The sequence below is a fragment of the Rhodococcus sp. P4_E4 genome (assembly GCF_056401575.1).
This window is the reverse complement of the sequence record NZ_JBFUJB010000014.1, coordinates 20,254-38,307: the sequence shown is the minus strand read 5'-3', so window position 1 is coordinate 38,307 and position 18,054 is coordinate 20,254. Positions and strand designations below refer to the sequence as shown.

Below are 18,054 nucleotides of genomic sequence, written 5' to 3'. Positions count from 1 at the left end.
CGTTGTTTCTGGCACGGGAGGAGCTTAAACCGGCAACTTCCGGAAGATCGGGCGCGGCACGTGGCGCAGACCCATCATGACGAAACGCCACGGGCCGGGAGTCCAGACGATTTCCTTGCCCTTGTCCGAGGCGGCAACAGCGAGCTTCGCGACGATGTCCTTGTTGACCGTCAGCGGAGCTTCCTTGACGTGGGCACTGAACTGCGTGCGCACCATGCCGGGGCGAACGACGGTGACCTGCGGTCCGAATTCCGCGAGAGCCTCGCCGAGTCCGAGGTAGAAACCGTCGAGGCCTGCCTTGGTGGAGCCGTAGACGAAGTTGGCACGCTTGACGCGCTCGCCGGCAACCGACGACATCGCGATGATCTTGCCGAAGCCCTGAGCCTTCATCTTCTCGCCGAGAAGAACACCGACCGAGACGGACGCTGTGTAGTTCACGTTTGCGACCAGAACCGCCTTGCGCTGGTTCTGCCACAGCTCTTCGGAGTCACCGTCCAATGCGAAGGCGACGATCGCGACGTCGACGTCCCCGTTCGAGAACGCCTGGTCGATCACCTTCGGGTGCGATTCGAAATCAACGGCGTCGAAGTCGATGAGCTCCACCGAGGTGGCACCCTTCGCTTCGAGCTGCTTGACCGCAGCTTCGCGTCCCGGATCGCCGGGAAGCGCGGCAAGAATGACGCGGAGCGGCGCCTTCTTCAGGTATTCCTCACAGATGGCGAGGCCGATCTCGGAGGTTCCACCGAGAAGCAAAACGGTTTGCGGGTTACCTACAGCGTTGATCACAGTTCCAGCCTTCTGGACATATCGGAGGCGAAAACGCCTGTGGGGTCGTACTTGCGGCGCGTCGCGATCCACTCGTCGATGCGCGGGTACATGGCGTGGAAGGTTTCCGCGGACGTCCGCGAATCCTTGGCCGTGTACAGGCGCCCACCGAATTCGAGGACACGCTTGTCGAGTTCGGTGACGAACTCGTTCAGGCCCGGCTTGATGCGGAAGTCGACGCAGATGTTCCAGCCCGGGATCGGGAAGCTCAGCGGCGCCTGGTTGCCCTCGCCGAACAGCTTGAACACGTTGAGGAACGAGTAGTGCCCGCTGCGCTGGATGTCGACGATGATCTTCTTGAATTCGTCGACGGCCTCCGGCGGAACCACGAACTGGTACTGCAGGAATCCGTTGGATCCGTAGCCACGGTTCCACTCACCGAACATGTCGAGCGGGTGGTAGAACTGCGTCAGATTCTGGACCTTGCCGCGGTACTTGCCGGACTTGCGGAACCAGACCTCACCGATCGCGGTGAAGTTGAACTTGTTGGCCAGCCCGTTGGGGAAGACGTCGGGGAACGTCAGCAACTGCGGCGCATCGAAGGCGAGCGGGTTCTTCTGCAGCTTGGCCGGAAGCTGGTCGAGCTTCGCCAGAGATCCGCGCGAGACTGCCGCACGGCCGAGCTTCGGGGGCGCGGAAATCGCGTCGAACCAGGCGCTCGAGTACTCGTAGTTGGCCTCGCTGCCGTCGCTGTGCAGCGCGATGGTCTCGTCGAGGCTGTTGGTGACGTCGCCGTCGGCAATGAAGTACGCCGTCTCGGTCGGTGTCATCTTGATGGTTGCCCGCAAGATGATGCCCGTCAGGCCCATGCCGCCGATCGTGGCCCAGAACAGTGCGGCCTTCGGGTCGTTACGCCCGCCCTTGGGGGTGAGCGTGCGAACCTTGCCGTCGGCCGTCAGTAGATCCAACGACACGACGTGGTTGCCGAAGCTACCTGCGCTGTGGTGGTTCTTGCCGTGGATGTCCGATCCGATGGCGCCGCCGATCGTGACCTGGCGAGTACCCGGCAGGACCGGAACCCACAGGCCGAACGGCAGAGCAGCCTTCATCAGCTGATCCAGATTCACACCGGCGTCGACGTCCACCAGGGCGGTGTCGCGATCGATGCGATGAATGCGGCTGAGTGCATTCATGTCGATGACCAGCCCACCGGCGTTCTGCGCCGGGTCGCCGTACGAGCGGCCGAGGCCACGCGCGATGACGCCGCGTCGCAGATGCGATGGCTTGGAATCGTTCTGTTCCGCAACCTGGGCGACCGCGTTGGCGATCACTTCCACGTCGGGGGTGGACAGCACCTGTGCGGTGGTGGCGGCGGTGCGTCCCCAACCGGTGAGGGTGCGGGCTTGGGTGTGGAGAGCCGGCTGCGGCGTCTCTTCTGCTGTCGTGGACATCAAGGTAGAGGTTACCTGGGAGTAGTGCCGACGGCTCCGACTCGAGTGGTTACTCTCGTCGTCGTGCCCGAAACACCTGCAAGTCACCAGCACGAACCCCATGTCCCGCTGCCCGTCGAGATTCCTGTCACGACGGACATCGCCGACGACGCGCTGGACCTGAAAACGCAGATCGTCCGGTTCGTCGCGACGGGTGGGCTGTCGGCGGTCGTGGACTACGGGCTGTATGTGCTGCTCCTCGCGTTGGGGTTGCCGCGCGTCGCCGCAAAATCGCTGAGCTTCGTTGCGGGCACCACGACGGCGTACCTCATCAATCGTCGGTGGACGTTCAAGGCCGAGCCTTCTCGCGCCCGCTTCATCGCTGTAGTCGCGCTGTACGCGGTCACTTTTGCGGTTCAGGTCGGACTCAACGAACTGATGGTCCATGTCTTCGACGAGCATTGGTGGCGGACACCGCTGGCCTTCGTCATCGCGCAGGGCACCGCGACGGTCATCAACTTCATCGTTCAGCGGGCAGTGATCTTCAAGATCAAGTAACGGTTCGGGGTGGATTAGCGCATTCGTCCGGTTTCTCGAGAGAGAATCGAGCCCATGATCATCGTTCTCGATTCTTCGGCCCTGACCAGGGGCGCACGGTTCGACGCCGCCATCGCCGACGCTCGCGCACTCGGACACCGCGTCGTCGTGCCGCGATTGGTTGTCCTCGAGGTTGCGAGTCGCTACCGCGAGGAATCGGCGGAGATGATCGCGGCCCTGAGCGTCCAGGCGCGCATGTACGACCGACTGGGGTTGCGGCGCGACCTCACGAGGTTCGTCGACGCTGCTCACGACAAGGCCGACGGCTACGTCGACGACGTGATCGAAGACCTCGTGGCGATCGGCGTCGAAGTGGTCGATCCAGTCGACGTGTCGCATCTCGAGGTGGCCGAGAGGGCGATCTCGCTGCGTCGGCCCTATACCGACAAGAAGAAGCGAGACGGCTACCCGGCGACGCTGAACTGGCTGACCGTGCTCGATCTCGCCCACCGCAACCCGGAGGTCGACGTCATCTGGGTCAGTTCCGACGCGCGGGCATACGGCGAAGGCGAAGACGGGGTCTGGCACGCGGATCTCGCGCGTGAACTGGCATCGCGCGGCCTCGAGTATCGGGTCCGCTGGGCGTCGGACATCCCGGTGATCGACGGACCGGTGCAGGTGGAGCAGGTGGCTGAGGTCGCTGAGGTCGCGCCCGAGACGCCGGTTGCTCAGGGCTTCGTGGAGCCGGAAGCGGTCGTTCCAGCAGAGATTCCCGAACCCGAGGTTCCGGCGGCGCCCGTCGTTCCGGAGGCACCGGCATCAGCTCCCGCACCCAAGCCCGTACAGCGTGCAGCGCGGACGAGAGTTGCGCCGCAGCGCATCGAGCCCGCCCCGAAAGCTCAGTCCGGTGGACTGCGCGGTCTGGGCAAGGTCATCGGCGGGCGGAAACGAAAGGTCACGATCGTCGACGATCTCGACGAAGTCGACCTCTTCGGTGCCTGATCGCTTCTAATCTGGACAGATGTCTCTGTTGCCCTCAGTCAGTCGTAGGACCGGAACTCGATACGGCAGACCGAGTATCGAATCGCAGGTCCTCTACAACGCGTGTCGATGGATGCTTCGGCCCGTGGTCGGGATCGCGCCGCTGACGCCTGGCGCCATGCGCCGCGCCGCAGTTCTGGACTCGGCCGCGGGTGTACGCATTCCGTCCGGGATCGATCGGGAAGCGATTCGTTTTCCAGGTTTCGACGGTGAACTCGTCCGGACGGCAGGCTCGACGGCTGATCTGCGCGAGGGTGTAGTTCTCTACCTGCACGGCGGCGGGTTCATGTGCTGCGGGCTCAACACGCATCGGCCGGTCGTGGCCAGCATCGCCAAGCGAACCGGCCTTCCGGTCCTGCACATCGCATATCGGCAGTTGCCGAGCACGAGCATCAGCGGGTCCGTCGACGACTGCCTGGATGCGTACCGGTGGCTCCTCGAACAGGGAGCCTTGCCGGAAAAGGTTGTCTTCGTTGGTGATTCGGCCGGAGGTTTCCTGGTCTTCGCGACGGCGCTTGCAGCAGTTTCCGCGGGGCTCGAGGTTCCGGCCGGTCTTGTCGGCCTCTCGCCGCTCCTCGATCTCGATTGCACCACCAAATCGGTCCATGCCAACGCTCGACGCGACGTGATCGCCCCGGTGTCGGCATTGATGGCGATCGGAAAGCTTGGCGGACAGACGAACTCGCCCGTCGACGGCGATCTTGCAGCTTTGCCGCCGTCGTTGCTGATCGCCGCCGAATCCGAGGTGCTCAGAGTCGATTCGGAGGTGATGGCGCAACGGCTCGCCGCCGCGGGGGTGCCGTGCTCGCTGCAGATCTGGAACGGCCAGGTTCACGCGTTTCCCGCCGTCTGGCCTGGCTTGCCGGAGAGCCGGGCTGCGTTACGCGACGTCGCCAGGTTCATTCGCACCAGGCTCGATGCGGTCCCACCCCAGGCTGCGGGCGAAAGTTGTTCGGGAAGTTGAACTTCCGGTCCGGTTAGGGATTCTCGTGTCCTGACGTTGCGGTAGGTGCCATCGCGCGGGCATAGATCGATTCGAGCTCGGTTACTGCTGAACGTCGATCGACGTTGTCGGGATCGAGGCGATGTTGGAGGTTGATCCCGAGAGTGCCGGCCAGAAGGGTGACGGCAACCAACTCCGGATTGGCGACCGGGGTGTCGATCGAACGCAGGTAGTCCGCGTACAGCGTTCGCATTGCGACGTACTGCTCTGCGTAGGTCTCGCGGATGGTGGACCCGGGAATCACGGCTTCGATCAAGATGGTCGAGAAAATTCGTGCCTCGGGGTATGACATAAGTACGAAGTTGGCTTCGATCAATGCTTCGATTCCGGTCGCCGAGGATGATGCCAACTCTGCGCGTAGCTTTTCCATGCCCCACCGGAATGCGTCCTCGACGACGGCTCGTAGAAGCCCGTCCTTCGATCCGAAGTGCCAGGCCACGGACCCTCTGCTGATACCGGATCTTTCTGCCACGGCTTGTACGGACATCGCGGTCGACCCGCCTTCGGCAGCCAGTTCGGCCGCGGCTTTCACCAGTCGCCGTCTGGTTTCCTCGGAAATCTCCTGCTTGCGTGTCGACGCCATTCGGTGTTCCTGCCTTCTTTCGTTCTCGAGTGCAGCCAATTCCGGCACGCGGTGACGTCGACGTGCCCGTCGGGGCCGAGACCTGCGCACCGCACTCATGCTACGAGGCCGGCCATCGACCGGCCGTATTCCTCTCGCGACACCCTCTTGCCTATGTTGATCGTCCAGTTCTATGCTGAGCGTCCAATAACTTAACGGAATGGGCGGACATGGAACTCATCGATCTGACTAGAACTCTCGATCCGGCCGATCGGGAATTGCTCCCCGAGGGTTTGAAGGCACTGGCTTCCGTCGTTGCCCCCTCGGTGACCTACTCGCACCCCGCAGGTGCCGGACGCGACGAGTTCGCGGCAGCACTGCAGTGCGGAGTTCATGATCTTCCGGACGGTGAGGGGTGGGGATCGGAGATGTTGAGTGAGTTCAACAGCCATCTGGGCACACACGTCGACGCGCCGTTGCACTACGGATCAACCTCGGAGGGTAAGCCTTCTCGCACGATCACAGACATCGCGTTGGATGAATTGTTCTGCGAGACAGTGGTGCTCGACCTGCGCGGCCGGTGCGAGGCGAATCAGCCGATCTCGGTGGACGCGCTGAAAGCTGCCCTGGCGGAAAACGGTGCGTCCGTTCCCCAGGATGGTGCCGTGTTGCTCCGTACCGGACAAGAGAGCTTCACCTTGGCTGATCCAGGGTTCTTTCAGTATCCAGGGATGAGTCGCGAAGGCACGCTGTTTCTCGCCGAGCAAGGCGCGAAGGTGCTGGGCACCGACGCTGCCGGCTGGGACTTGAGCTTTGCAGTCATGGCACAGAAATTTCGTGACACCGGCGACAACTCGGTTCTCTGGGACGGGCACCGGGCCGGACGCGAACGTGAAGTATTCATCGTTCAGCAACTGGCGAACCTCGCCGCGCTTCCGCCCTCGGGATTTCATGTGGCGTTTTTCCCGATCAAGCTTGCGCGAGCCAGCGCTGCCCCGGCTCGTGTGGTCGCGTTCGTCTGAGCAAAATTCCTGCCTCACCTAACGAACAATTCAGTGAAAGGTATTGACTCACAGTGAAACTTGCGACCGTCGAATACGAAAAGACCCAGCAGACGGCTCTGGTGACGGGCAGCGGCGAGCAACTGTTGTTACTCGAGCGAGCTCATCATGATGTGACGGGAAAACCGGCTCCAGAACTGGAAACCATGCAAACCATCATCGAAGGTGGTCCGGCGGCACGGGAGATCCTGGATCGGCTGGCAGACGAGCAGCCGGCAAGTGCGATCGTCGACGCGGGTGATGTGCGCTGGATGTCGCCGCTTCCTCAGCCGGTCCAGATCCGAGACTTCGGCTGCTTCATGGATCACTTCCGCAACGCTCGCGCCCGAATTCAAGGGGTCGCACTCGAGGACGTCGAACTGCCGAAGATCCAGTTGGAGCGCCCGCTGTATTACATAGCGAACCGATTGGCGGTGACCGGACACGAATCTGAGGTCGTGTGGCCCGAGTACTCGAGCCTGCGCGATTACGAACTCGAATTCGCCTGTGTGTTGGGGCGCGGTGGAAGCGACATCTCACGAGCGGATGCCCCTGCGCATATCTTCGGTTACACCATCTTCAACGATTTCAGCGCCCGCGATACTCAACTCGAGGAGATCCCCACCGGACTCGGTCTCAGTAAGAGCAAGGACTTTTCGAACGCGAATGTCCTCGGCCCCTGGATCGTGACGGCCGACGAAGTCGGAGACCCGTACCAGCTCGAGATGACCGCGAGAATCAACGGAGACGAGGTGAGCCGAGGAACCAGCGCCGACATGGACCATCGTTTCGAGGACGTGATTTCGTTCGCCTCGACTTCCACGCGGCTGTACCCGGGTGAAGTCTTCTGTTCCGGCACCGTGCCGAGTGGATGCGGCTTGGAACACGGGCGGTTCCTCGAACCGGGAGACGTAGTCGAACTCGAGGTCGCCGGCCTCGGTGTATTGAGGAATCGAGTGGTGGCGTGAGCGGCGAAGTCATGGTTCTCGGTGTCGGCGCGACTCCCTTCGGGCGGCACGCGGATACCTCGGCCTCGGAATTGGCGGGGCGTGCAGCGATCGACGCCGTCGAAGACGCGGGCCTGACCCGCGGTGACGTCGGTGCAGTCTTCTACGCGACCGTCAGTCAGAAGGCGATCGACCGGCAGCACATGATCCCAGGCCAGATTGCCTTGAGGCCTTACGGTTTCGGTGGAGTCCCGGTCGTCAATGTCGAAAATGCCTGCGCCGGCGGGGCAACGGCACTCTGGCTGGCGATCGCCCACGTTCGCGCCGGTCTGTCCGAGGTCGCATTGGCGGTCGGGGTGGACAAGCTGGTGTGCTCGGATCCCGCTCGAAGTCTGGAGGTGTTCGACGGTGCACTCGACGTTGCGCATCGCGACGAGACGCTCGCCGGCCTTGCCTCACTCTCCGCTCCGGTGCCGGGTGAACTCGGATCGCAGGGTGAGCGGTCGGTGTTCATGGAGATCTACGCTTCTCTTGCTCGGGCGCACATGGAGAGATTCGGAACGACCGAGTTCGAACTCGCGTCCGTAGCAGCCAAAAATCATGCGCACTCCGTGCACAATCCGTGGTCGCACTTTCGCAAACCCTTCACTGTCGACGAGGTGCTTGCCGCGAGGCGAGTCGCGTGGCCTCTGACCGTTCCGATGTGTTCGCCCGTCAGTGACGGTGCGGCGGCAATTGTTGTGACCACTGCAGACTTTGCGCGAAGGCATGATTCCTCTCGGCGGGCGGCGCGGGTACTCGGTTGCAGCTTGGTGTCAGGCACGGATCGGGCCGCAGGTGACGTCGAGAGTCACATCGGTCGCCGAGCGGCAATGAGCGCATACGAGGAAGCCGGAGTCGGGCCAGGCGATGTGGATGTGGCAGAGGTCCACGACGCCACGGCCTTCGGTGAAGTACAGCAGGTCGAGAATTTGGGGTTCTGCCCGATCGGTGAGGGCGGCGCGTGGTCTGCGTCCGGTGCGAGTTCATTGGGAGGCGTGCGTCCGGTCAATCCGTCAGGTGGGCTCGAATCCCGTGGTCATCCGGTCTCGGCAACGGGACTAGCGCAGGTCTTCGAACTTGTCACGCAGTTGCGTGGACAAGCAGCGCGGCGACAGGTTCCCGGGGCTCGAATCGCGGTCGCAGAGAACGGCGGAGGTCTCTACGGCATCGAGGAAGCCGTCGCCGCGGTCACGATCTTGGGAGGGCCACGATGAACGCGGACATGATGAACGATGAACCGATGGCGCCAGGCTTGCACGAGCAAGCGGGATATGCGGATCTGATTCTGTCGGCGCTGCGACGCCGACCAGACCACATCGCGTTTCGATTCACGGATCGGAACGGTGATCGGGCCGAGCTGACGTATCGGCAGACCGCTGAACAGATAGAGCGGATTGCAGGTGTCCTCAGTAGCCTCGCTCTGCCGGACGGAGGCGGGGTAGCCCTGCTTGCGGGTCCGTGTCCTGAAGCATTCACGGTCATGGCCGCGGCGTGTCTGGCAGGCGTGCGCTACACGGCCCTCCATCCGCTCGCGACCGAAGAGAACGACAGGATGGTGCTGAAAGACAGTGGTACCGATCTCCTGTTGGTTGCCGACGGACAGTTCCAGGCGCGCGCCGAAGCGGCGCAGACTCGAGTGATGTCACTGTCAGCCCTCGAATCAGCGTGTGAATTGGCTACGGCGGGAACAGGTTCAGGCTTCGGCGGTCAGGGTCGAGCTTTGTATCTCTTCTACACCGGTGGAACTACCGGTGAGCCGAAGGGCGTCATGCTCAGGGACCGATCTTTGGTCGCCAATGCCTGGGCCTGCACCACGTGGGAGTGGCCGGCTGATACCACCATGCTGCTCACCACGCCGATGTCTCATGCTGCCGGTCTGCTCGTCGCACCCGGTCTGCAGCGAGGTGCAAGCTTCGAGTTGCACAGGTCGTTCGACCCGGACAGGGTTGTCGACGCAATCGAAAATGACGGAGTCACAGCTACATTCGTCGTTCCTACGATGCTCTACGCCTTGCTCGACCATCCACGCCTGTCGGATGCGAATCTGTCCGGGCTGAACTGGATGCTTTACGGTGCTGCACCCATCGACCCCACCAGGCTCGCGCAGGCAGGGGCGGTGTTCGGGCCGATCCTGAGCCAGCACTACGGTCAGGCCGAAGCCCCGAATGCGTTGACGGTGCTCGATACACGTGAGCACACGGACGATCCCGCAGTTCTGGGGAGTTGTGGGCGCGCGATGCCAGGTGTCGAAGTGGTGTTGTTCGACGAGCAGGGAAACGAGACCGCGACGGGCGTACCCGGCGAGCTTTGTGTGCGAGGTCCGCTCGTGATGGACGGCTATTGGAACAAACCTGAACAAACCGCTGCAGCGCTCGCGAATGGGTGGTTGCACACCGGCGACGTTGCTCGGATCGACGAAACTGGGCTCATCTCGATCGTCGACCGCATCAAGGACACGATCATCAGTGGTGGATTCAACGTCTACCCGCGCGAAGTCGAGGACTCACTCGGACATCATCCCGCAGTGGCCGCCTGTGCAGTATTCGGTGTCCCCGATCCTCAATGGGGAGAAGCGGTTACCGCGGCAGTCGTACTGAAGACGGGATGGTCGGTCACGCCCGAGCAGCTCGTCGCACACGTGAGATCACACAAGGGCCCGATCTGGGCGCCCAAGGAGATTTCAATTGTGGAAGCGTTGCCGCTCACTGCTTTGGGGAAGGTCGACAAGAAGGCACTCCGAGGCGCTTCACAGATCTAGAGACGCGACAACTGCCCGTGCGAGGGCGTCGGCAGATCCCGGGGCGAAGGGCAGAAAGAGTTCGGGCTCGATCAATTCCACTTCCATGAGCAGTGGTTGATCCACCGGCCCCACGACGTCCACACGCGCATAAAGCAATTCGCCGGGACCGCAAGGGGCTGCGGCCAGCGCCGCGTCGGCCACCGCGAGTTCGGCGGTGGACGGTTCGTGGACGTGGTTGGTTCCGCCGTGGAACTCCTGCACGCGGAAGTCGTTGGTGGCCGGGATCTTCCGGACGGCGTGGGAGTAGCGTCCGCCGAGGTGGATGATCGAGCGCTCGCCGTCTACGACATCCGAGATGAAGGGCTGGACCAGAGCGTCGTTGCCACTCTCGAGGATTGAACTGAGGTGAGCGTGGGCCTGCTCGGACCCGGCGGCAAACTTTCCCACTCCGACAGCGCCGGCGGACACTGCAGGCTTGACGATGACGTCGGCACCCTCGAACGAAGGGAGGGTGAGTGTTTCGCTCTTTCCGGCAGCGATCACAGCGGTTGGGACGATAGGTACGCCGGCCGCGGCAAGTTCGGTGAGGTATCCCTTGTGGGCGTTCCACTCGACGATCGGGAGCGGGTTGGCGATCGGGGCGGTCAGCTGATCGAGAACGGCAAGAAATTCGTCGAGGCGCTGGGTGTAGTCCCAGGTCGACCGGATCAGAACCAGGTCGGCGTCGATATCGAGGAGGGACGGGCTCGACCACGGCGCCATCGTCGACGCGATGCCGTAGGAGGTGAGAGCTTCCATGACGAGTTTGCTTTCGACATCCGCCTCGCGGGCGGCGCCGTCACAGGTGAGCAGGAGAACCGTGGTCATGCCACGATGCTTTCACGGCTGGCGCCTTGTACGACTAGCGAGGTGGCCCCTCGTCGAGGACCAGGGAACCGGTCCCGGGTTGCCCCGTTGCGTCCACCCACGTCACTGCGACGGTGTCGCCGGGGCGGCGCGAGCTCATCGCCGCGTTGAGATCAGCGGACGACGCGATCCGGCTGCCACCGAACTCGGTGATGACCGCACCTTTGGTCAGCCCCACCCGCTCGGCTGGCGAATCGAAGCTCACGGCAACAACTTCCGCGCCGGCCGGTATCTCCGCGTGATCCTTGACTGCGACACCGAGCACGGGTGTCGGTCCCACACGCACGGTTTCAGAGGAGCGGCCACCGAGTACCTGCTCGACGATCGGTAGCGCGGTGTCGATCGGTATCGCGTAGGACTGAGGCGCCGGCGAGGTTTCGGTGCGGTCGGTGACGGCGTTGCCCGCACTGCTGACGCCGATCAGCTCGCCAACGGCGTTGACCAGGGGGCCACCGGAATCGCCAGGCCGGATGTCCGCGTCGACCTCGATGAGGCCCTTCAACTGGTTTCGCGATCCGTCGGACACGTTGCGGGTGTTGACGGTGACACCGAGGTTGGTGATGACGCCGGGAGCTGGGACGGGCACTCCGCCGCCTTCCGCATTTCCGATTGCGGTGACGGCATCCCCACGAGTGGCTTCTGCTGATTTGCCGACCACAGCCACCGGCAGATCCGTGGCGCCCGCGAGTCGAAGGACGGCAAGGTCGCTGACGCTGTCGTACCCGAGGATCTCGGCGTCGTAGATCAGTCCGTTGGACATGCTGACGGCAGTGACGTCCGAGGCTCCGCTGATGACGTGGTGATTCGTGAGCACAACTCCGTCAGGGGAGAGCACGATCCCGGTTCCGGCGGTGGTGGTGAATCCGGCCGGCGCGGTGATGGTGACGATGGTGGGGACCACCTGGGCCGAGAGTTCCTCCGGGGTGAGCGGAACAACCGGCGCCGGTGGGGTGGTGGTGATGACCGTGACCGGTGCGGACTCGATCGTGCCAGGAGTCAGAGGCGGTGCGACCAGTGCGAGGGCGCCGAGTCCGGCTGCGAGAACGGCGGCCGTCCACAGACCGCGTTTGCCCGCACGTGTGGTCATCCAGCCGTCCGTCCCGCCGGTCGTCATCCCATCGAGTGTGAAAGGTGAAGATTACCCAACCGGCAACGATCAAGACATGCGATGGCGCAACAGCATGTAGACGCCGCGACGCATGAACGAGGTGGCGAGTGCGCGTGCGTCGCCGATTCGGACGTCCATTGCGGAGACGAGAGTCGGATCCGATTCCCGGAGATCTTTGTGGAATGCCGCTGCCTGGCGTGCCTGATCCTTGGCCAGACGCACACTCCACTGTCCGGCGTTGACGCGGAAGGACGCGAGGGGCTTGGCGATCGCATAGACGTCGCCTTGGAGTGCGACGGCGGTGTACGTGGCTTCGTCGATGACGTACGGGTTGGTGTCGTCCCACCATCCGATGGCCTTCAAGGCGGATCGCTTCATGAGTACACATCCGGGCTCGCCGAAGATGTTCGCTCCCGCCGTTACCGTCTTTCGGGCCGCGTCGCGCCCGGTGACCCGTCCCTTCAGCCCTGCAAGTCCGCGCGCGGAGAGGATGGTCTTTCCGTTTGCATCGACCAGTTTGCGTTGCGAGGCCACGAGTACCACCGAGGGGTGCTCGTCGAAAGCCGCGACCTGTTCCGCCAGGCACTCGGGGTAGATGGTGTCGTCACCGCACACCAGTTTCAGGAGCTCTCCGTTCGCGGCTTCGCTGACCCGGTCCCAGTTTCGCTTCGCTCCGCCGCCGGCCTCGGTCGACAGGATCTCGATCCGCGGATCGTCGGCGTATCGCGCCAGGACCTTGACGGTGTCGTCGGTCGACGAATGATCCGAGATGATCAGTTCGAAGTCCTGGTAGGTCTGATTCAGGATCGAGTCGATCGTCTCGGCAATGTAGTCGGCATTGTTGTAAGCCGGGACGACGACGGAAACACGCGGAGTCATGAGTTGCCTGTTCTCTTGTTTCGACTGAACGAGAAATCGCGGTAACCGAAGAAGCTTGCTGTTGCGGTTACCGCAGTGATGACGAGTTGTGACGGGATGGGAGGAAAGTGCAGGACCGAGACCGCGACGGTCATCAGCGCGAGGTTGATCACGAAGGCTCCGAAATTGACGACGACGAATCGCCAGAAGTCACGGAGGAAGTGACCGCGAACTTCGAAGACCAGGTAGCGGTACATCGCAAAAGCGCACAGCAGGTTGCAGACGTACCCGGCAACGATCGCGAAGTGGTAGCCGAATTGATCGCCGAGCGCGATCTGCCAGGCAATGAACCAGGCGGTTCCGAGCGCCGTGTTGACGCCACCGACGAGCAGAAAGGCAAGGGCCTGATTCTTGACGACGCGCATCAACGGACCCGGCCTGCCGGTCATTCCGGCGGGGGGTGTTGCAGTCGAATCCGGTGAAGCCATCAGCCTTCGCCGAACGTGGGCAGCAGCCCTGCCGACACGGCATCTTGAAGCGACGGTGCCGCTGTGTCCTTCGCGGAGAGCGTGATGTTCAGGGGCTCACCGCTGCGACCCACGGTGGGCCAGTCGATCGCTATGTCGGGATCGAGGGGGTGAACTTCGTGCTCACGTTCGGGGGCGTATCCCGTCGAGCACAGGTAAACCACTGTCGAGTTGTCCTCGAGGGACAGGAAGGCGTGCCCGAGCCCTTCGGACAGAAAGATCGCTCTGCGGTCGACGTCGTCGAGAAGGACCGAATCCCACTGGCCGAAGGTCGGCGATCCCACGCGAAGGTCGACGGCGATGTCGAGTATCGCGCCTTTGACACACGTGACGTACTTGGCCTGTCCGGGAGGGACGTCGGCAAAATGGATGCCTCGTAGGACGCCGGCAGCCGAGACCGAGCAATTGGCCTGCTGAAGGTCGAGGGTGCGGCCGGTGATCTCGGAGAATCCGGGTTCACGGAACCACTCGAGGAAGACTCCGCGGTCGTCGCCGAACTGCTTGGGTGTGAATTCCCAGGCCCCTGGCACTTTCAGTTCGCGATACTGGCTCATCACGTGAGTATCTGCCATGTCACCAGTCCTTGCCGCGGTCGAGAAGTTCGAGAAGGTATTTTCCGTATCCGGATTTGAGGAGCTTCTCAGCACGAATGCGTAGCTCGTCGTCGGTGATGAATCCGTGCCGCCACGCAACTTCTTCGGGCGCGCCGATCTTGAGTCCCTGACGCTCCTCGATCGTGCGCACGTAGTTCGATGCGTCGAGAAGCGAATCGAAAGTTCCGGTGTCGAGCCACGCGGTGCCGCGAGGAAGTACTTCGACCTGGAGGCGACCAGCTTCGAGGTACGCACGGTTGACGTCGGTGATCTCGTACTCGCCGCGTGCCGATGGTTCGAGGTCCTTGGCGATGGCGACAACGTCGTTGTCGTAGAAATAAAGGCCAGGCACCGAATAGTTGGAGCGCGGATTCGCCGGCTTCTCCTCGAGCGAGACGGCTTTGCCTTCGCGGTCGAACTCGATGACTCCGTAAGCCGTGGGGTCCGAAACCCAGTACGCGAATACGGCGCCACCGTCGATGTTCTCGAAACGCGTGAGCTTACTGCCCAGACCTGGGCCGTAGAAAATGTTGTCGCCGAGGACCAGGGCCGCGGATTCCGAACCGATGTGGCCGGCTCCGAGTACGAAGGCTTGTGCGAGACCATTCGGCTCGTGCTGGATCTGGTAGGTCAGGTCGACGCCGAACTGCGAGCCGTCGCCGAGCAACCGCTGGAACTGCGGTGCGTCGTCTTCTGTGGTGATGATCATGATGTCGCGAATCCCGGCCAGCATCAGGGTGCTGAGTGGGTAATAGATCATCGGTTTGTCGTAGACGGGGACCAGCTGTTTGCTCACGCCGAGCGTGATGGGGTGCAACCTCGACCCCGTGCCGCCCGCCAGAATGATTCCGCGCATGCCTCGAAGTGTTCCAGTGTTCGCTGGAGAAACAAATCTCGGGCGCACGGTATCGTGCGTGGCCGGTAGATAGATCGGTTCGATTCGGTGATCGTGGAGGCGCAAACGTGAGAGTTCTCGTGACTGGCGGTGCAGGCTTCATCGGCGCCAATTTCGTCCATCAGACGGTGGCAGAGCGCCCCGACGCCGAGGTCACGGTGCTCGATGCGCTGACCTACGCGGGCAACAAGTCTTCGCTCGATTCGATAGCCGACCGCATCACGTTTGTTCACGGCGACATCACCGACGCAGTTCTCGTCGACGAACTGGTGGGCGCTGCCGACGTCGTCGTTCATTTTGCTGCCGAGTCCCACAACGACAATTCGCTCGCTGATCCGTGGCCGTTCGTGCAGACCAACATCGTGGGAACCTTCACGCTCCTGCAGGCTGTGCGCAAGCACGACGTCAGGTATCACCACATTTCCACCGACGAGGTGTACGGAGACCTCGAACTGGGCGATCCGGACCGTTTCACGGAGTCGACCGCGTACAACCCGTCGAGCCCCTACTCGTCGACGAAGGCATCGAGCGACATGTTGGTGCGCGCGTGGACCCGTTCGTTCGGCGTCCGGGCCACCCTGTCGAACTGCTCGAACAATTACGGCCCTTATCAACATGTCGAGAAGTTCATCCCGCGGCAGATCACCAATGTTCTCGCCGGATTGCGTCCCAAGTTGTACGGCGACGGTTTGAACGTCCGTGACTGGATTCATGTCGACGATCACAACAGCGCGGTCTGGGCGATCATCGACGGTGGCCGGATCGGTCAGACCTACTTGATCGGCGCTGACGGTGAGGTGAACAACCGAACTGTCATGGAGTCGATTCTGCAGATATTGGGCCGTGGCGCCGACGAGTTCGATTTTGTCACCGACCGCCCGGGGCACGACGTGAGGTACGCGATCGACTCGAGTCTGCTCCGGAAAGAACTTGGCTGGTCCCCGCGCTACGAGGACTTCCGCAGTGGTCTGGAAGCGACGATCGACTGGTACCGCGACAACGAACAGTGGTGGCGTCCGCAGAAGGACGCGACCGAGCAGGCATACGTGGCAGCCGGCGAGAAGACCACTTCCTAGCGTGCAGCCAGATTGCGGCGGATGGAGTCGAGGGTCGACGCTATCCCGGCAGGCAACGGGCGATGTGTGCGCTGGTCCAGATCAGTCCACACGATCGATCGCAGCCGTAGGTCTCGGGCTTGCGCCGAAGCGAGTGGAGAACTGGCGAGCACAACGTTGGGGCGTTTTCTGAAGACGGTGTGGCACGCGCCGAGGATCGCTCCGATGGTGACGCTGCGTCCGGACGCGTAGATCTTGGTGACCGTCGGTTCCTGCGACGCTTCCGCTCGGGTGAAGCTGTCGACCACCATTTCGGCCGCGTCGGAGACGTAGACGTAGTCCCGAAGCGTGTCCATGGGAACGTAGATCGAAATGGGCATCGACAGCAGATAGCCTCGGCAGAGGTGCGAAATCAGGCCTTGGGGTTTCGCCAGATTCTGACCCGGGCCGTAGAGATTTGCGAATCTTCCTATGACAGTGCGGGTTCCGCTTCTGGCGCCGAATTCGCGAACAATGGATTCGGCATCGAGCTTTGCTCGCCCGTAGTCGGCCAGTGGATTGGTCGCGCTTGTTTCGGTGTGCGGTGCTCCGGGAGCTCCGGCGTAGACGCCGCCGGCAGACGAAGCGTGGAAGACGGTCCCGACGCCTGCGTCCGCCGTCCCCAGCTCGTCGAGAACGTCCTTCATGAGTTGGTTCTCGCGAGCGAATTCGTCACTGCTCGTACCGTTCACACCTGCACCGGCGCACCACGCCATTCGCCACGGGCCGCCGGCGGCGTCAGTAACCAGTTTCCTGGCATCGGCGAACAGGATTTCTCTGGCCAGAGCGGGTTCGCCCCACGGGACGCGGCTGGTGCGGATGTCGGCCCCACGGCGCTCGAGTTCGCGGGCCACGGAGCTGCCGAGGAGGCCGCCGCTGCCGACTACCCACGTGGGGACATTCATTGTTACGCGGGTGGCTCGGTGGCGTTCCGGCGCCCCAACGGGCCTGACGCGGGGTCGCTGACGATGAGGTACGGCGGCTTTCCCATTGCCGTCTTGACTGCGACACCGATGTATTCGGCGATCACACCCAACGAGAAGAGCACTGCCCCGAAACCGAACAGCATCACGATCATCGTCGACGCCCATCCCCGCACCTCGACGCCGGCGTCGAAGAACACGTACGACGCCAACACGTAGAGGACGATGACGAGACCGCCGACAGCGAACAGGAAGCCGATCAAGCTGACCATTCGCAGGCCCTTGGTGCCGCTGGAGAGAACCATTCGCCAGAAATGCGACAGCAAGCTTCTGAGGTGATATCCGGATGCGCGTCCGCGTTCCTCACGCAGTTGAACCGGGCTGGTGGTGACCTCTCCCGCGATCCAGCCCAGAGCCACGTCGAGGTACGCCTCGGATCCGGCGTATGCGGCGACCGACCGTCCGACCTCTCCGAGGACCAGTCGGAAGCTCTGATACTTCACGGAGTTCTCGGACGAGAGAATTTTGGTGGTCAACCATTTCGACGACTTCGACGCCGCGTTGCGTAGCGCACCGTGGGGTGCCGCGTTCACGGGCTGCGCGTAGACGAGGGTGGCCTGTTGATCCAGTGCAGTGTCGAGGAGTCCACCGATGTCGGCCGGGTCGTGCTGGCCGTCTTCATCCATGGTGACAACCCATTCGCCACCACTCGACGCCATTCCCGCCAGTGTTGCCGGATGTTGGCCGAAGTTGCGCGAGAGCCAGATGGGTCGGATGAAGTCATGTTGTCTCGCGAGTTCACGGATGACCGCAGCTGATCCGTCCGGACCGTGGTCGAAGACGAGAAGGACTTCTTCGACGACCAACGGCCGCCCGCCGGGAGTGGTCTGGGTTTTCGTCAGGGGAAGTATCTCGTCGATGAGTGCATTGAGAGTGTGTTCGCCCTGGTAAACCGGCACGACGACGGAAATTCGGTGCGGTTGCACCGACTCGGGTGTGCCATCGGTCTTCACAGGCGGGGAGTGTATACGTCGCCGGGGGTC

At 62.7% G+C, this 18,054-nt stretch carries 19 protein-coding genes; 8 read left to right on the top strand and 11 right to left on the bottom strand.

Annotated features, from left to right (window positions below):
* Window positions 1-24: 24 nt before the first annotated feature.
* Window positions 25-786, bottom strand: a complete 762-nt coding sequence (locus AC1DVN_RS16500; protein ID WP_019746424.1) for a decaprenylphospho-beta-D-erythro-pentofuranosid-2-ulose 2-reductase — start codon at window positions 784-786, stop codon at window positions 25-27.
* On the bottom strand, window positions 783-2,216 hold the full coding sequence (locus tag AC1DVN_RS16495) for an FAD-binding oxidoreductase (protein ID WP_477994047.1): 1,434 nt from the start codon (window positions 2,214-2,216) through the stop codon (window positions 783-785). Before AC1DVN_RS16495 ends, AC1DVN_RS16500 begins: the two co-directional genes overlap by 4 nt.
* A 63-nt stretch (window positions 2,217-2,279) precedes the next feature.
* On the opposite strand from AC1DVN_RS16495, the gene AC1DVN_RS16490 reads away from it, so the two are divergent.
* Genes AC1DVN_RS16490 through AC1DVN_RS16480 form a run of 3 tightly spaced genes read left to right on the top strand, consistent with a single transcriptional unit; the run spans window position 2,280 to window position 4,737 of the window.
* Window positions 2,280-2,753 (top strand): GtrA family protein, encoded by a 474-nt coding sequence (locus tag AC1DVN_RS16490; protein ID WP_074447111.1) that lies wholly within the window; start codon window positions 2,280-2,282, stop codon window positions 2,751-2,753.
* Between the two features lie 54 nt (window positions 2,754-2,807).
* Entirely contained in the window at window positions 2,808-3,734 is a 927-nt protein-coding gene (locus AC1DVN_RS16485; RefSeq protein ID WP_477994046.1) for a PIN domain-containing protein, read from the top strand.
* 19 nt (window positions 3,735-3,753) lie between these two features.
* Window positions 3,754-4,737 carry an alpha/beta hydrolase gene (locus AC1DVN_RS16480; protein ID WP_092765761.1) on the top strand — a complete coding sequence of 328 codons (984 nt, stop codon included), beginning with the start codon at window positions 3,754-3,756 and terminating at the stop codon, window positions 4,735-4,737.
* A gap of 13 nt (window positions 4,738-4,750) precedes the next feature.
* On the opposite strand, the gene AC1DVN_RS16475 is transcribed toward AC1DVN_RS16480, so the two are convergent.
* On the bottom strand, window positions 4,751-5,359 hold the full coding sequence (locus AC1DVN_RS16475; RefSeq protein WP_020905785.1) for a TetR/AcrR family transcriptional regulator: 609 nt from the start codon (window positions 5,357-5,359) through the stop codon (window positions 4,751-4,753).
* Window positions 5,360-5,568: 209 nt separating this feature from the next.
* On the opposite strand from AC1DVN_RS16475, the gene AC1DVN_RS16470 reads away from it, so the two are divergent.
* From AC1DVN_RS16470 to AC1DVN_RS16455, 4 genes are read left to right on the top strand one after another with little or no spacing between them, the layout of a single operon-like run.
* Window positions 5,569-6,360: a cyclase family protein gene (locus AC1DVN_RS16470; RefSeq protein ID WP_070385939.1), complete on the top strand. Its 792-nt coding sequence runs from the start codon at window positions 5,569-5,571 to the stop codon at window positions 6,358-6,360.
* Between the two features lie 53 nt (window positions 6,361-6,413).
* Complete coding sequence (locus AC1DVN_RS16465) at window positions 6,414-7,346, top strand: fumarylacetoacetate hydrolase family protein (protein ID WP_092765763.1); 933 nt, start codon at window positions 6,414-6,416, stop codon at window positions 7,344-7,346.
* Window positions 7,343-8,581: a thiolase family protein gene (locus AC1DVN_RS16460; protein ID WP_092765764.1), complete on the top strand. Its 1,239-nt coding sequence runs from the start codon at window positions 7,343-7,345 to the stop codon at window positions 8,579-8,581. Before AC1DVN_RS16465 ends, AC1DVN_RS16460 begins: the two co-directional genes overlap by 4 nt.
* Complete coding sequence (locus AC1DVN_RS16455; RefSeq protein WP_092765765.1) at window positions 8,578-10,125, top strand: AMP-binding protein; 1,548 nt, start codon at window positions 8,578-8,580, stop codon at window positions 10,123-10,125. Before AC1DVN_RS16460 ends, AC1DVN_RS16455 begins: the two co-directional genes overlap by 4 nt.
* Here the strand turns inward: AC1DVN_RS16455 and AC1DVN_RS16450 are convergent.
* The 6 genes from AC1DVN_RS16450 to rfbA all read right to left on the bottom strand — a co-directional run bounded on the left by AC1DVN_RS16450 (window position 10,114) and on the right by rfbA (window position 14,955).
* Entirely contained in the window at window positions 10,114-10,974 is an 861-nt protein-coding gene (locus AC1DVN_RS16450) for an ATP-grasp domain-containing protein (protein ID WP_092765766.1), read from the bottom strand. The genes AC1DVN_RS16455 and AC1DVN_RS16450 overlap by 12 nt on opposite strands.
* Window positions 10,975-11,008: 34 nt before the next feature.
* Entirely contained in the window at window positions 11,009-12,100 is a 1,092-nt protein-coding gene (locus AC1DVN_RS16445) for a S1C family serine protease (protein ID WP_092765773.1), read from the bottom strand.
* A 69-nt stretch (window positions 12,101-12,169) separates the two neighbouring features.
* Window positions 12,170-13,000 carry a glycosyltransferase family 2 protein gene (locus tag AC1DVN_RS16440; protein WP_020905790.1) on the bottom strand — a complete coding sequence of 277 codons (831 nt, stop codon included), beginning with the start codon at window positions 12,998-13,000 and terminating at the stop codon, window positions 12,170-12,172.
* Window positions 12,997-13,467, bottom strand: coding sequence for a GtrA family protein (locus tag AC1DVN_RS16435; RefSeq protein WP_020905791.1), 471 nt, complete (start codon window positions 13,465-13,467; stop codon window positions 12,997-12,999). The genes AC1DVN_RS16440 and AC1DVN_RS16435 overlap by 4 nt, the downstream gene beginning before the upstream one ends.
* Entirely contained in the window at window positions 13,467-14,078 is a 612-nt protein-coding gene (locus tag AC1DVN_RS16430) for a dTDP-4-dehydrorhamnose 3,5-epimerase family protein (RefSeq protein WP_223257871.1), read from the bottom strand. Before AC1DVN_RS16430 ends, AC1DVN_RS16435 begins: the two co-directional genes overlap by 1 nt.
* Before the next feature lies 1 nt (window position 14,079).
* Window positions 14,080-14,955 (bottom strand): glucose-1-phosphate thymidylyltransferase RfbA, encoded by an 876-nt coding sequence (gene rfbA, locus AC1DVN_RS16425; protein WP_020905793.1) that lies wholly within the window; start codon window positions 14,953-14,955, stop codon window positions 14,080-14,082.
* 107 nt (window positions 14,956-15,062) lie between these two features.
* Here rfbA and rfbB point away from each other — a divergent pair, with 107 nt between their 5' ends.
* Window positions 15,063-16,070, top strand: coding sequence for a dTDP-glucose 4,6-dehydratase (rfbB, locus tag AC1DVN_RS16420; protein ID WP_024488303.1), 1,008 nt, complete (start codon window positions 15,063-15,065; stop codon window positions 16,068-16,070).
* Here the strand turns inward: rfbB and AC1DVN_RS16415 are convergent.
* Both AC1DVN_RS16415 and AC1DVN_RS16410 read right to left on the bottom strand, forming a co-directional pair.
* Window positions 16,067-16,993, bottom strand: coding sequence for an NAD-dependent epimerase/dehydratase family protein (locus AC1DVN_RS16415; RefSeq protein ID WP_080909277.1), 927 nt, complete (start codon window positions 16,991-16,993; stop codon window positions 16,067-16,069). The two genes, rfbB and AC1DVN_RS16415, sit on opposite strands and share 4 nt — an antisense overlap.
* Window positions 16,994-16,995: 2 nt before the next feature.
* Window positions 16,996-18,024, bottom strand: coding sequence for a glycosyltransferase (locus AC1DVN_RS16410; RefSeq protein ID WP_223257872.1), 1,029 nt, complete (start codon window positions 18,022-18,024; stop codon window positions 16,996-16,998).
* Window positions 18,025-18,054: the final 30 nt, after the last annotated feature.

Coding starts and splice junctions, on each gene's coding strand:
- AC1DVN_RS16495 (WP_477994047.1), bottom strand. CDS start 2,216: ATGTCCACGACAGCAGAAGAGACGCCGCAGCCGGCTCTCCACACCCAA.
- AC1DVN_RS16450 (WP_092765766.1), bottom strand. CDS start 10,974: ATGACCACGGTTCTCCTGCTCACCTGTGACGGCGCCGCCCGCGAGGCG.
- AC1DVN_RS16445 (WP_092765773.1), bottom strand. CDS start 12,100: ATGACCACACGTGCGGGCAAACGCGGTCTGTGGACGGCCGCCGTTCTC.
- AC1DVN_RS16440 (WP_020905790.1), bottom strand. CDS start 13,000: ATGACTCCGCGTGTTTCCGTCGTCGTCCCGGCTTACAACAATGCCGAC.
- AC1DVN_RS16455 (WP_092765765.1), top strand. CDS start 8,578: ATGAACGCGGACATGATGAACGATGAACCGATGGCGCCAGGCTTGCAC.
- AC1DVN_RS16470 (WP_070385939.1), top strand. CDS start 5,569: ATGGAACTCATCGATCTGACTAGAACTCTCGATCCGGCCGATCGGGAA.
- AC1DVN_RS16475 (WP_020905785.1), bottom strand. CDS start 5,359: ATGGCGTCGACACGCAAGCAGGAGATTTCCGAGGAAACCAGACGGCGA.
- AC1DVN_RS16415 (WP_080909277.1), bottom strand. CDS start 16,993: ATGAATGTCCCCACGTGGGTAGTCGGCAGCGGCGGCCTCCTCGGCAGC.
- AC1DVN_RS16430 (WP_223257871.1), bottom strand. CDS start 14,078: ATGGCAGATACTCACGTGATGAGCCAGTATCGCGAACTGAAAGTGCCA.
- AC1DVN_RS16435 (WP_020905791.1), bottom strand. CDS start 13,467: ATGGCTTCACCGGATTCGACTGCAACACCCCCCGCCGGAATGACCGGC.
- rfbA (WP_020905793.1), bottom strand. CDS start 14,955: ATGCGCGGAATCATTCTGGCGGGCGGCACGGGGTCGAGGTTGCACCCC.
- AC1DVN_RS16480 (WP_092765761.1), top strand. CDS start 3,754: ATGTCTCTGTTGCCCTCAGTCAGTCGTAGGACCGGAACTCGATACGGC.
- AC1DVN_RS16485 (WP_477994046.1), top strand. CDS start 2,808: ATGATCATCGTTCTCGATTCTTCGGCCCTGACCAGGGGCGCACGGTTC.